The sequence below is a fragment of the Duganella levis genome (assembly GCF_009857605.1).
Classification (GTDB): Bacteria; Pseudomonadota; Gammaproteobacteria; order Burkholderiales; family Burkholderiaceae_D; genus Rugamonas; species Rugamonas levis.
Genome location: NZ_WWCT01000024.1, coordinates 16,574 through 29,055, shown reverse-complemented (window position 1 = coordinate 29,055; position 12,482 = coordinate 16,574). Strand labels below are relative to the sequence as shown.

Here is a 12,482-nt window from a genome sequence, read left to right as displayed (position 1 = left end):
ATGAAATCAGCGCGTGGACGGCAGCTTCTCCGCCACGATTTTTGGTGTGATAAACACCAGCAGCTCCGTCTTGTCATTGGTGCGGGTATTGCTGCGGAACAGATAGCCCAGCACCGGCACGTCGCCCAGCAGCGGGACCTTGTCGGTGGTGCTGCGTTCGGTCAACTGGTAGATGCCGCCCAGCACCACCGTGCCGCCGTTGTCGACCATCACCTGGGTCTTGACGTGCTTGGTATCGATGGCGAAGCCGGAACGGGTTTCCTGGCCGACGCTGTCCTTGTTGACGTCGACGTCGATGACGACGTTGCCGTCCGGCGTGATCTGCGGCGTCACTTCCAGCCGCAGGTTGGCCTTGCGGAACTGGATCGAGGTGGCGCCGCTGCTGGTGGCCACCTGGTACGGCAGTTCGATGCCCTGCTCGATCAGCGCCACCGATTTGTCGGAAGTGATCACGCGCGGGCTGGAGATGATCTTGCCGGTGCCGTCCTCTTCCAGCGCCGACAGTTCCAGGTTGAGGAAGCGGTTGGCGGCCGACGAGAACAGGCTGACCGCCAGGCTGCCGGCCTGGGCGCCGTTGATGCTGGAGGCCGGCAAGTTGACGAACTGGCTATTGGCGTAGCTGCTGGTGCTGACCGCCACCTGGCCGGTGGTTTCGCCGACGCCGGTGATGTTGCCGCCAATGCCGATGCGGGTGTTGCTGTTGCCGATCTGGTAGCCGGAATCGCCGCCGCGCTGGGTGCGCAGGTCGGTGAAGCCCAGCTTGGCGCCGAGGTTGCGGGTGAAGGTGTCGCTGGCCTCGACGATGCGGGCTTCGATCAGCACCTGCTTGGTGGCGACGTCGGTCTTGGCGATCAGCCGGCGCACGTCTTCCAGCTTGGATGGAATGTCGGTGACGAACACCTGGTTGGTGCGCGGCTCGATAATGGCGCTGCCGCGCTTGGACAGGATGCGGTTCTTGCTGTCAGCGCCGCCATCCAGCCCGAACACCAGCTTGAACGCTTCCGCTTTCTGGTAATTCAACTGGAAGATCTCCGATTTCAGCGGTTCCAGGTCGGCGATCTGGGCTTTCTGCTCCAGCTCCAGCTTTTCCTTGGTCAGCAATTCTTCCTTGGGCGCGATCCACAGCACGTTGCCGTTCTTGCGCATGTCCAGGCCCTTGGCTTGCAGGATCACGTCCAGCGCCTGGTCCCACGGCACTTCCTTCAGCCGCAGCGTCAGGTTGCCGGCCACGCTGTCGCTGGTGATGATGTTGAGGCCCGAAATATCGGCAATCGCCTGCAGGGCCGCGCGCACTTCCACGTTCTGGAAATTGAACGACAGCTTCTCGCCGCGATAGCCTTGCGAACCCTGCGTCAGCTTGTTCGGATCTTCCTTGATCGGCTTGATATCGACCACCAGCTGGGTGTCGCTCTGGTAGACGGTCTGTTCCCACAGGCCGCGCGCCTCGATGGTCAGGCGCGTATTCTCGCCCTGCGGCACGGTGGTGATCTGCGACACCGGGGTGCCGAAGTCGCCCACGTCCAGCTTGCGACGCAGCGTGTCCGGCACCCCGGTCTTGAGGAAGTCGACCACCACGCCGGTCGGCGTCTGGCGCACATCGACCGCCACCTGATTGTTGGGCAAGTCGACCACCACCCGGCCTTCGCCGTTGGCGCCGCGCCGGAAGTCGAGGTCGCGCAGTGCCTGCTTGCCGACCGGGGCGGCTGGCTTGGCCACCGGCAGGCCGGCACTGTCGACCGCCGTAGCGATGCCGCCGGAACCGTCGATGGTCAGGATGATGGCGTTGCCGTCGATGGCGGTGGCGTAGTTGAGCGGGCGCTTGAGGTTGAATACCAGGCGCGAACGCTCGCCGGCCTGCACCAGGTTCACGCCGCGCAGGTCGCCCTGGTTCAGTTCCAGCACATTCTTGCCGGTGGCATTGACGGTGGCGCCGAAGTCGAGCGCGATCCGCGCCGGATTGGAAATCGCAAAGTTGAGCGGCAGCTTGTCCGGCGCGCGCCGCAGCGCGATCTTGACCACCACGTTGGCGCCCTGCTGGCGGGCGGTAACCGCTTCGATGGCGTTGGCGGTGCTGACACTGGCGACCGCCGCATCGGCAGTCTGCGCCTGCGCCAGGCCACCAAGTTGCAGGGTCAGCGCCATGGCTGCCCAAGTGGCGGCGGCCAAGACGCGGCGGGCCGTGAGATGAGCGTTCATTTGGCGTTCTCCTTGCTTTCCTGCAGTTCCAACCGGGACTGGCGCTCGACCCAGTCGCCAGTGGCGTCCTGGACGATTTCCTTGATGGTGACGGTGTTGTCGCTGATGCCGGTGATGCGGCCGTAGTTCTCGCCCAGATGCTGGCCCACCACCACCTGATGCACGGCGCGGTCGACCTGCAGCACGGCGTGCACCACGCCTTTCTTCTCGATGGTGCCGACCATCTTGATGGTGTCGAGCGGATAACTCTCCAGCAATTCCTTGCGGCGGTCCATGTCCGGCTTGATGCCGCTGCCGCCGCCGGTGCCGGCCTGCTTGGCCAGCTCGGCCAGCAGCTTGTTGGGATTGAACGGATCGATGTCATCCTTGCGCGCGTAGGCGAACGGCACGAACACCTTGGGCTCGGCCAGCGGCGGCACGCGCACCTGGGTTTGCGCATCGACCTGTTTCATCCAGGTGCGCACTTCCTGCACATCGCTGTCGCCGCAGCCGGCCAGCAGAAGCATGGCCATCAATATGGAAAGAAGCGTTTTCATGATGGCTTGGCCGCTTTCTTTTTCTTGTCGGCGGCGGCCTTGCGCTGCGCGGCCACTTCTTCTGGATCGAGGTAGCGGAAGGTCTTGGCCACCGCTTCCAGCGTCAGCACGCCATCCTTGCCCGTGCTGAGCGCGAGGTTGTTGAGCGTGACGATGCGCGGCAGGTTGGCGATGTCGCCGGTGAAGGCGCCGATGTCGTGGTAGTTGCCGGTGATCTTGATGTCGATCGGCAGCTCGGCGTAGTAATCCTTGATCACCACCTGCTGCGGTTTGAATAGGTCGAACTGCAAGCCGCGGCCGGCGCCGGCCTGGTTGATGTCGGTCAGCAGCGCGGCCATTTCGGCCTTGCTCGGCAGCTGCTTCTGCAAGCGCTCGACGTACTGGTCGACCTGGACTTTTTGCGCGCGCAGCGCCTCCAGGTTGATCGCCTGCGCGGTCTTGATCTTGTACTCCTCGCGCAGCCGGGTTTCCGTCATCAGGCCGGCGTCCTGTTCGTCGAACTGCGAACTCCAGTAGCCGAAATAGCCGGCCACGCACACCGCCGCCGTCACGCCGATGGCGCACAGCACGCGCGGCGCCACCGGCCACTGGCCCGGATGGCGGCCCTGGAGGTCGCGGAACTGGTCGGCCAGGTCGGCAAACCATTCATTGATATTGATGTTGAGTTTGGCCGCCATTACGTACGTCCCTGTGGCTTGGCCTTGGCGCCGTCTTCCGGCTTGTCTTTGTCGCGCGGGCGCTTGATGAAGACGTTGAGGTTGAACTCCACCACTTTTTTGGCGGTCTTGCCCTGGCCGAGGCCGGTGGATTTCACTTCAATCAGGTCCGGCCGCTCCAGCCACGGCGAGGCGCCAGCCAGATTGCGCAGCAGTTCCGACACCCGCTCCTGCGATTGCGCATAGCCGTTGACGGCCACCTTCTGCCCTTCCTGGCGGAACGATTTGAGGTAGACGCCGGCCGGCGTCTGGCTGACCAGTTCATCCAGCAGGTAGACCGGTTGGTTGCGGTCGCCCTGCAAATCCTCCACCGCCTGCTGGCGCGCTTTCAGCGCTTCGATGTCCTGCTTCAGCGTGGCGATCTCGGCGATTTTTTTATCGAGGCCGCTGATGGCGGTTTTCAGTTCCTGGTTGCGGGCTTCCTGGACCGAAATGGCGCGCGCGTTGTAGGCGCCGACCACCAGCACGATGCCGATGCCGATCACGCCGCCCAGCGCCAGCAGCGCGAAGAAGGCCTGCTTCTTCTGCTTGCGTCTCTCTTCGCGGTGCGGCAGCAGGTTTATGCGTATCATTAGCCGAACCTCCGCAAGGCCAGGCCGCAGGCCACCAGATAGGCCGGCGCATCCAGCCGCAGTTGCGACTCGCGCACCGACGAACCGATCTGCATGCCCTTGAACGGCGAGATCACCGAGCTGGCGATGCGCGTGCGGCTGGCCACCAGGTCCAGCAGGCCGGGAATCAGCGCGCAGCCGCCGGCCAGGTACAACTGGTCGACCTTGGTGTAGGGCGTGGAGGTGTAGAAGAACTGGACCGCGCGCGTGACTTCCAGCGCGGCGCTTTCCAGGAACGGCGTCAGCAGTTCGGCGTGATAGTTGTCCGGCAGGTCGCCGGTTTTCTTGCGCGCGTCGGCTTCCTCAAACGACAGACCGTAGCTACGCACGATGTCCTGGGTCAGCGTGTTGCCGCCGAACGGCTGCTCGCGCTCGTAGACGGTAACGCCGTCCAGCATCACGGAAATATGGGTGACCTGGGCGCCGATCTGGAACAGCGCGATCACCTGGCCGATGCCGGCGTCCGGCAGCTGCGTCACCACGCGGTCCAGCGCGGCGCGGGCGGCGTAGGATTCGATGTCCATCACGATGGCCTTGAGGCCGGACGCTTCGGCAATCGCCACCCGGTCCTCGACTTTTTCGCGGCGCGACGCGGCCAGCATGACTTCGATATCGTCTGTGGAATTGGCGGCCGGGCCGATGACGTCGAAATCCAGGCTGACTTCGTCCAGCGCAAACGGAATGTACTGGCTGGCTTCGGATTCGACCTGCACTTCCAGCTGGTCTTCCGACATACCGGCTGGCAGGATGATTTTCTTGGTGATGACGGAGGCTGGCGGCATGCCCAGCGCCGCATGGCGGGCGCGTGTGCCGCTCTTCTTCCAGACCCGGCGCACCGCTTCCACCACCTGGTCCATGTTCTCGATATTGCCATCGGTGACGGCGTTGCGCGGCAGCGGCTCGGCGGCGTAGCGCTCCAGCTTGATGTCGCCCTTGGCGCCCTGCGCCAGCTCCACCAGCCGCACACTGGAAGTGCTGATATCAATGCCCACCAGCGGCGGATTGCCCTGCCCCAGCAAGGCCTTGAAGTCGATCATACGAGGCCTCCGGCGCCATGGCTGGCGCCTGCACGGCTGTGCATACGAACGTGCTGTCGAGCAGTCTGCATAAGGAACTCGTTTGAAAACCAGCGTTTAGAAGGCATATATCAGCCTGTACATTAAATCGAGGCTATTTAAGTGTAAAGGTATTTCTACTGTGCACAATTGACCGGGTGTGAGGGTTTCGCCACACTTATTTTTGCCTTCGTGGCCGCAAAAACAACTCAATTGTTTTGTTGCTCACACAGAAATATTCCTGTCATATGGAACGGCCCTGCCGCTCGCTTATAATGGTCCGCACAAATAACTAAGAGATCGCACTGCATGGCTTCTTCCAATTCGGCACCGCCACCAACCAACCCGCCAGACCAAACCGGCAAGCCAGCGCGCAAGGCACCGTCGCGCTCGTCGCGGTTCTTCCTGCTGGCCGGGCTGTCCGTGCTCGGCCTGGGCATCACGGGCGTGCTGCTGGTGGTGTTCGGTCTGGCGATGGCCTATCCCAACCTGCCCGAGCTCGACACGCTGACCGACTACCGGCCGAAGATGCCGCTGCGGATCTTCTCCGCCGATAACGTGCTGATCGGCGAATTCGGCGAAGAGCGCCGCAACCTGGTGCGCATCAAGGACATCCCGGATGTCATGAAGAAAGCCGTACTGGCCATCGAGGACGACCGCTTCTACGAACACGGCGGCGTCGACTACACCGGCATCCTGCGCGCCGGCGTGCACAACGCGCTCGGCAGCGGCGGCAAGCAAGGCGCGTCGACCATCACCCAGCAGGTGGCGCGCAACTTCTTCCTGTCCAGCGAACAGACTATCAAGCGCAAAGTCTACGAGATGCTGCTGGCCTGGAAGATCGAAAAGAATCTGAGCAAGGACCAGATCCTGGAGGTCTATATGAACCAGATCTACCTGGGCCAGCGCGCCTATGGTTTCTCGTCGGCCGCACAAATCTATTTCGGCAAAAACCTGCGCGACATTAGCATCGCCGAAGCCGCCATGCTGGCCGGCCTGCCGAAAGCGCCATCGGCTTACAATCCCGTAGTCAATCCAAAGCGCGCGCGCACCCGCCAACAGTACATCCTGCAACGCATGCATGACCTGGGTTATATCAGCGACAAGCAATTCGAGACCGCCAAGGCCGAAGAGCTGAAGGTCAAGACCGACAGCAGCGAATTCGGCGTGCACGCCGAGTACGTGGCCGAGCTGGCGCGCCAGCTGGTGTACGAACAGTTCAAGGAAGATACCTACACCCGCGGCCTGAACGTGTTCACCACCATCACCAAGGCCGACCAGGACGCCGCCTACCTGGCGCTGCGCAAGGGCGTAATGGATTACGAACGCCGCCACGCCTATCGCGGTCCGGAAGCGTACATCGACATCCCGGCCAAGAAGGAAGAAGCCGACGACGCCATCGAAACCGTGCTGGCCGAGCATCCGGACAACGACGACCTGATCGCCGCCGTGGTGCTGTCGGCGACGCCACAGCTGATTACCGCCGTGACCGCCTCGGGCGATGAAATCAAGATCAGCGGCGCCGGCCTGGAACAAGGCCGCTCGTGGCTGTCGGACAAGAATCCGCCGAACAAGCGCATCCGCCGTGGCGCGGTGATCCGCGTGCTGCAAGAGGGCAAAGACTGGCTGGTGGCGCAGATGCCGGAAATCGAATCGGCCTTCGTGGCGGCCAGCACGCAAGATGGCGCGATCAAGGCCATGGTGGGAGGCTTTGACTACAACCGCAACAAGTTCAACCACGTGACCCAGGCCTGGCGTCAACCGGGCTCGTCGTTCAAGCCGTTCATCTATTCCGCCTCGCTGGAGCGCGGCCTGTCGCCGGCCACCATCATCAACGATGCGCCGATTTCATTCGACGCCGGCCAGACCGGCGGCCAGGCGTGGGAACCGAAGAACTACGACGGCAAGTATGAAGGGCCGATGACCATGCGCAAGGGCCTGACCAAGTCCAAGAACATGATCTCGATCCGCATCCTGCACCGCATCGGCGCCAAGTATGGCCAGGAATACGCAACCCGCTTCGGCTTTGACGCCGACAAGAACCCGCCTTACCTGACGCTGGCACTGGGCGCCGGCAACGTCACGCCACTGCAGATGGCCGGCGCGTATGCGGTGTTCGCCAACGGCGGCTACAAGGTCAGCCCTTACCTGATCTCCAAGGTGACCGACGCCGACGGCAAGATTCTGTCGCAGGCGCACCCGGACCTGGCTGGCGACGAGAAGAACCGCGTGATCGACGAGCGCAACGCCTTCCTGATGGATTCAATGCTGAAGGATGTGGTGCGCTTCGGCACGGCGGCCAAGGCCAATGTGCTGGGCCGGCGCGACATCGCCGGCAAGACCGGCACCACCAATGATTCGATCGACGCCTGGTTCGCCGGCTATCAACCCAAGCTGGTGGGCATCGCCTGGATCGGCTACGACCAGCCGAAGAACCTGGGCAACCGCGAAACCGGCGGCGGCCTGGCATTGCCGATCTGGATCAACTACATGCAAAAAGCCCTGAAGAGCATTCCAATCGAGGAACGCGCGGTGCCGGACGGCGTGATGCTGGTGGGGGATGAGTATTACTACACGGAGAATCCGCCGGGCACCGGGGTCAACAACCTCGATGCGCCGGGGCATGGCACCCCGGCCGAGGAAAAGGCCAAGGATGCCGTGAAGAACGAGCTGTTTTAAGCGTCAGGCGTCAGCACCACTGGCGCGCCGCCCTGCTTCGAGACTTCTTCGGACAGGGTGGCAAACAGCTCGGAGCCGTCGCGGGTATTGAGCCACTTGCCGTCTTTTTGCTTGTAGTGGTAGCCGCCGGAACGCGAGGCCACCCACAGCTCGGACATCGCCGCCTGGCTATTGACGATGATCTTGGAACCGTTGTCGATAAACTCAATCTCCAGCACGTTGCCGCTGCGGCTGCATTCGACATCGGTCATGTCGGCATCGTTTAACCGGTCCAGCGCGGCCTCGATGGCGTTGAGGGTGGCTTCGGCTTGCGCCAGGAATTCTGATTCGCCCATGCTACACTCCAGTATCTGCATCTAAATAATCCATGATTCTATCGTGAAGTCCACTTTCCGTTTGATTATCGGCACATCTATCCTGTGCCTGACCACATTGCTGAGCGCCTGCGGCCAACCCGGCCCGCTGTACCTGCCCAAGCCTCCTGCAGCCAAGCCCACCGCCAAGAGCGGCGCCGTTGCGCCAACCACCTCGCCGGTGCCTCCCGCGCCTCAACAATAAAGTCTATGTCGCAATTTTCGTATAAAGACGGCGTGCTGCACGCCGAAGGCGCGTCGCTGACCGCCATCGCTGAACAGTTCGGCACGCCGACCTATGTGTACTCCAAGGCCGCCCTGCTGGCCAACTTCGCCTCCTACGCTGACGCCTGCGCCGGCCGCGACGCGCTGGTGTGCTACGCCATGAAGGCCAACTCCAACCTGGCCATCCTCGACCTGCTGGCGCGCCAGGGCGCCGGTTTCGACATCGTCTCCGGCGGCGAACTGCTGCGCGTGCTGGCGGCCGGCGGCGATCCGCGCAAAGTGATTTTCTCCGGCGTCGGCAAGAGCGTGGACGAAATGCGCCTGGCGCTGTCGCACGACATCCTGTGCTTCAACGTCGAATCGATTCCCGAACTGCACCGCCTGAACGAGGTGGCCGGATCGATGGGCAAGAAAGCCCGCATCTCGCTGCGCGTGAATCCGAACGTCGACGCCAAGACCCACCCGTATATTGCGACCGGCCTGAAAGCCAACAAGTTCGGCGTGGCGTTCGACGACGCGCTGGACACCTACCGCACCGCCGCCAAGCTGCCGCACCTGGACGTGTCGGGCATCGACTGCCACATCGGCTCGCAACTGCTGGACGATGCGCCGCTGCTGGAAGCCCTGGACCGTTTGATCGAGCTGATCGATCAGTTGGGCGCCGAAGGCATTGAGCTGCACCACCTGGACATCGGCGGTGGCATTGGCATCGATTACCGTGAAGCGGGCGAATCGGCGCCGGTACCGGTAGGCGACTACCTGGGCCGCCTGTTTGCGAAGATTGACGCATGGCGCGCCGCGCGCCACAACAGCAAGCCGATCAAGGTGATCTTCGAGCCGGGCCGTTCCATTGTTGGCGACACCGGCGTGCTGCTGACCAAGGTCGAGTTCCTCAAGCATGGCGAAGAGAAGAATTTCTGCATCGTCGATGCGGCGATGAACGACATGGCGCGTCCGGCGCTGTATCAGGCGTGGATGGATATGCAGCCGGTGGTGCAAGGCAGCGCCGCAGCGGCGGAATACGATGTGGTGGGCCCGATCTGCGAATCCGGCGACTGGCTGGCCCGCGACCGTGCGCTGGCGGTGGAAGCCGGCGACCTGCTGGTGATGCACACCGCCGGCGCCTACGGCATGACCATGGCATCCAACTACAACACCCGCGGCCGCGCGGCGGAGGTCATCGTCGACGGCGGCACTGTGCATCTGGTGCGCCAGCGCGAGAAGCCGGAAGACTTGTTCGCGCTGGAATCGGTGATCAAGTAAGCCACCCAAAGCCGCCGCTCCCGCCGGCGGCTTTTTTCATTGCGCCGCTTTGCGCGTCGCCCACCAGACGCGCATCAGCAGCAGCGTGCCGATGATGACGATGAACAGGATCGGCTGGTTGAAGTTGTGTTTGCCGGCTTTCATCCACCAGAAGTGCAGCAGCGCTAGCGGCGCGATCACGTAGATCAGCCGGTGCAGCCATTGCCAGCGCTTGCCGCCCAGGCGCTTGATCATGCCGTTGGTGCTGGTCAGCGCCAGCGGGATCAGCAGCACGAAGGCGATCAAGCCCACCGTGATGAACGGCCGCTTCAGCACATCCTTCCACATTTCGGCCAGGTCGAAGAAGTGGTCGAACCACAGAAACGTCATAAAGTGCAGGAAGCCGTAGAAGAAGGTGTACAGCCCCACCATACGGCGCAGCTTGATCAGCCAGTTCCATCCGCTCAGCTTGCGCAGCGGCGTCACCGCCAGCGTGATGGTCAGGAAGTACAAGGTCCAGTCGCCGGTACCGCGCGTGATGAATTCCAGCGGGTCGACCAGTTGCCCGGTCAGCGTCAGATACGCCATGCGCGCCAGGGGAATCAGCGCCGCGACAAACACGGCGCCCTTGATCCAGCTGATTTGTTTCGTTGTCGGCATCAGTAGAATTTTTTCAGGTCCATGCCCGCGTACAGCGGGGCTACATCGTTATAGCCGTTGAACATCAGCGTCTTGCGCTTACGCGACAGGAAGCCGTCTTCGCCGATGCGACGCTCGGACGCCTGCGACCAGCGCGGGTGGTCCACATCCGGATTCACGTTCGAGTAGAAGCCGTACTCATTCGCCGCCGACAGGTTCCACGAGGTACGCGGCTGGTCTTTGACAAAACGAATCTTGACGATCGACTTGGCCGATTTGAAACCATACTTCCACGGCAGCACCATGCGCACCGGCGCGCCGTTCTGGTTCGGCAGCACTTCGCCATACATGCCGAAGGCCAGCAGCGCCAGCGGGTGATTGGCCTCGTCGATGCGCAAGCCTTCGGTGTACGGCCATTGCAGCACGCGGCTGCCCACGCCCGGCATCTGCTTCTTGTCCGCCAGTGAGACGAATTCTACATACTTGGCATTGCCAGTGGGCTCTACCTTTTTGATGAGCTCGGAGAGGGAGTAGCCGATCCACGGGATCACCATCGACCAGCCTTCGACGCAGCGCAGGCGGTAGACGCGCTCTTCCATCGGCGCCAGCTTCAGCAGCGCATCAATGTCCAGCGTCATCGGCTTCCTGACTTCGCCTTCGATGGCGATGGTCCACGGCCGCGTCTTCAGCGTGCCAGCGTACATCGCCGGTTCGCTCTTGTCGGTGCCGAATTCGTAGAAGTTGTTGTAGGTGGTGGCGTCTTTGTACGGCGTCTGCTTGTCGAGCACCGAATAGGCCGGATTGAGCTTGGCGGCCAGCTTGGCGCCGGTGCCCTGTGCGAAAGCTTCGCGCTGCGCCATCTCCAGCAATGCCGCGCCGCCGACCGCGCCCACGGCGATCTGCTTCATGAAGCTGCGGCGCGATTCGTACACTTCTCGCGGCGTGATTTCAGAGGAAAACGGCAGGTCTATGCCATTCGGGGGACGCTTGATCAACATGGTGGACTCCGGAAGCGGTGTGAGGCTCAACCTTACACCAAACTTCCGGAATCAAACTTAAACTTCCGTTTACAACTTGCCGTAGGAGTGCAGGCCGGACAGGAACATGTTGACACCCAGGAAAGCAAAGGTCGTCACCAGCAGGCCCACCAGCGCCCACCAGGCCGCCGGACGGCCGCGCAGGCCCGTCATCAAACGCATGTGCAGCCAGGCCGCATAGTTGAGCCAGACGATCAGCGCCCAGGTTTCCTTCGGATCCCACGACCAGTAGCCGCCCCACGCTTCCGCCGCCCACAGCGCGCCGAGAATGGTGGCGATGGTGAAGAAGGCGAAGCCGGCCGAGATGGCCTTGTACATGACGTCGTCCAGCACTTCTTCCGACGGCAGGCGGTCCTTCAGGTAGCCCGATGTTTTCAGCAGGTAGGCGGCGGCGACCATGGCGGCCAGCGCGAAGTTGCCGTAGCCGATGAAGTTGGCCGGGACGTGGATCTTCATCCACCAGCTTTGCAGCGCCGGCAGCAGCGGCTGGATGTCGGCCGCGTTGCGCGAGGTGGTGTACCACATCAGGAAACCGATCGCGGCCGAGATCACCAGCAGTACGAATGGGCCCATCTGGCGGGTGGCGTAGCGCTGTTCGAAGTACAGGTAGAACATCGCGGTGATCAGCGAGAACAGGATGAACACTTCGTACAGGTTGGACACCGGAATGTGGCCGACGTCGGCGCCGATCAGGTAGGACTCGTACCAGCGCACCATCATCGCGGTCCAGCCCAGCACCACGGCGGCCCAGCACAGCTTGGAGCCGATGCTGGAGGCGGCGGCCGAGCGGCCGATAAAGCCGATCCAGTAGAACACGGTGGCGATGACGAACATCACGCTCATCCACAACACCGCCGACTGACTCGACAGCATCATGCGCAGCCAGAATTTCTTGGTGCCGTTATCCAGGTCGCCGGCGTACATCGAGATCGCCCACAGCGACAGCAGCGCGATCAGCGGCATCAGCCAGCGCACCGCCTTCCAGTGCCAGCCCAGCGTGGCGAACACCGGCACCGCCGCCAGCAGGATCACCTGCTCGTAATAATTCATGAACGCGCCGTAGCGGCTCAGGCCGAACAGCGCGCCGGCCAGCAGCGCCAGCGCGAACAGCCAGTCGACAACGTTGAGGCGCTTGAAATAGCCGGGCGCCTGCTGATAGGTTTGCTGGGATTGGGTCATTTCCATGGTCTGCT

At 62.6% G+C, this 12,482-nt stretch carries 12 protein-coding genes; 3 read left to right on the top strand and 9 right to left on the bottom strand.

Going from position 1 to position 12,482, the window contains the following annotated elements; all coding sequences use genetic code 11:
• Window positions 1–6 precede the first annotated feature (6 nt).
• From GTP69_RS24290 to GTP69_RS24270, 5 genes are read right to left on the bottom strand one after another with little or no spacing between them, the layout of a single operon-like run.
• Window positions 7–2,196 (bottom strand): type IV pilus secretin PilQ, encoded by a 2,190-nt coding sequence (locus GTP69_RS24290; RefSeq protein ID WP_161057297.1) that lies wholly within the window; start codon window positions 2,194–2,196, stop codon window positions 7–9.
• Entirely contained in the window at window positions 2,193–2,732 is a 540-nt protein-coding gene (locus GTP69_RS24285) for a pilus assembly protein PilP (protein ID WP_161057296.1), read from the bottom strand. Before GTP69_RS24285 ends, GTP69_RS24290 begins: the two co-directional genes overlap by 4 nt.
• On the bottom strand, window positions 2,729–3,409 hold the full coding sequence (locus GTP69_RS24280; protein ID WP_161057295.1) for a type IV pilus inner membrane component PilO: 681 nt from the start codon (window positions 3,407–3,409) through the stop codon (window positions 2,729–2,731). The genes GTP69_RS24285 and GTP69_RS24280 overlap by 4 nt, the downstream gene beginning before the upstream one ends.
• Complete coding sequence (locus GTP69_RS24275) at window positions 3,409–4,020, bottom strand: PilN domain-containing protein (RefSeq protein ID WP_161057294.1); 612 nt, start codon at window positions 4,018–4,020, stop codon at window positions 3,409–3,411. Before GTP69_RS24275 ends, GTP69_RS24280 begins: the two co-directional genes overlap by 1 nt.
• Window positions 4,020–5,096 carry a pilus assembly protein PilM gene (locus tag GTP69_RS24270; protein ID WP_161057293.1) on the bottom strand — a complete coding sequence of 359 codons (1,077 nt, stop codon included), beginning with the start codon at window positions 5,094–5,096 and terminating at the stop codon, window positions 4,020–4,022. The genes GTP69_RS24275 and GTP69_RS24270 overlap by 1 nt, the downstream gene beginning before the upstream one ends.
• 327 nt (window positions 5,097–5,423) lie before the next feature.
• Between GTP69_RS24270 and GTP69_RS24265 the strand changes: the two genes are divergently transcribed.
• The gene (locus tag GTP69_RS24265) at window positions 5,424–7,793 is read left to right on the top strand and encodes a penicillin-binding protein 1A (protein ID WP_161057292.1); all 2,370 of its coding nucleotides are present in this window, start codon (window positions 5,424–5,426) and stop codon (window positions 7,791–7,793) included.
• Here the strand turns inward: GTP69_RS24265 and cyaY are convergent.
• Window positions 7,790–8,128 carry an iron donor protein CyaY gene (gene cyaY / locus GTP69_RS24260; RefSeq protein ID WP_110846419.1) on the bottom strand — a complete coding sequence of 113 codons (339 nt, stop codon included), beginning with the start codon at window positions 8,126–8,128 and terminating at the stop codon, window positions 7,790–7,792. The two genes, GTP69_RS24265 and cyaY, sit on opposite strands and share 4 nt — an antisense overlap.
• 43 nt (window positions 8,129–8,171) lie before the next feature.
• On the opposite strand from cyaY, the gene lptM reads away from it, so the two are divergent.
• Together lptM and lysA are read left to right on the top strand one after the other, a co-directional pair.
• The gene (gene lptM / locus GTP69_RS24255; protein WP_110846418.1) at window positions 8,172–8,351 is read left to right on the top strand and encodes an LPS translocon maturation chaperone LptM; all 180 of its coding nucleotides are present in this window, start codon (window positions 8,172–8,174) and stop codon (window positions 8,349–8,351) included.
• 5 nt (window positions 8,352–8,356) lie between these two features.
• Window positions 8,357–9,634 carry a diaminopimelate decarboxylase gene (gene lysA / locus GTP69_RS24250; protein WP_161057291.1) on the top strand — a complete coding sequence of 426 codons (1,278 nt, stop codon included), beginning with the start codon at window positions 8,357–8,359 and terminating at the stop codon, window positions 9,632–9,634.
• Window positions 9,635–9,670: 36 nt separating this feature from the next.
• Here the strand turns inward: lysA and msrQ are convergent, their stop codons facing one another.
• The 3 genes from msrQ to ccsB form a co-directional block, all read right to left on the bottom strand.
• Window positions 9,671–10,273 carry a protein-methionine-sulfoxide reductase heme-binding subunit MsrQ gene (gene msrQ / locus GTP69_RS24245; RefSeq protein ID WP_161057290.1) on the bottom strand — a complete coding sequence of 201 codons (603 nt, stop codon included), beginning with the start codon at window positions 10,271–10,273 and terminating at the stop codon, window positions 9,671–9,673.
• Entirely contained in the window at window positions 10,273–11,250 is a 978-nt protein-coding gene (msrP, locus tag GTP69_RS24240; protein ID WP_161057289.1) for a protein-methionine-sulfoxide reductase catalytic subunit MsrP, read from the bottom strand. Before msrP ends, msrQ begins: the two co-directional genes overlap by 1 nt.
• 69 nt (window positions 11,251–11,319) lie before the next feature.
• Window positions 11,320–12,474, bottom strand: coding sequence for a c-type cytochrome biogenesis protein CcsB (ccsB, locus tag GTP69_RS24235; RefSeq protein ID WP_161057288.1), 1,155 nt, complete (start codon window positions 12,472–12,474; stop codon window positions 11,320–11,322).
• Between the last annotated feature and the right edge of the window lie 8 nt (window positions 12,475–12,482).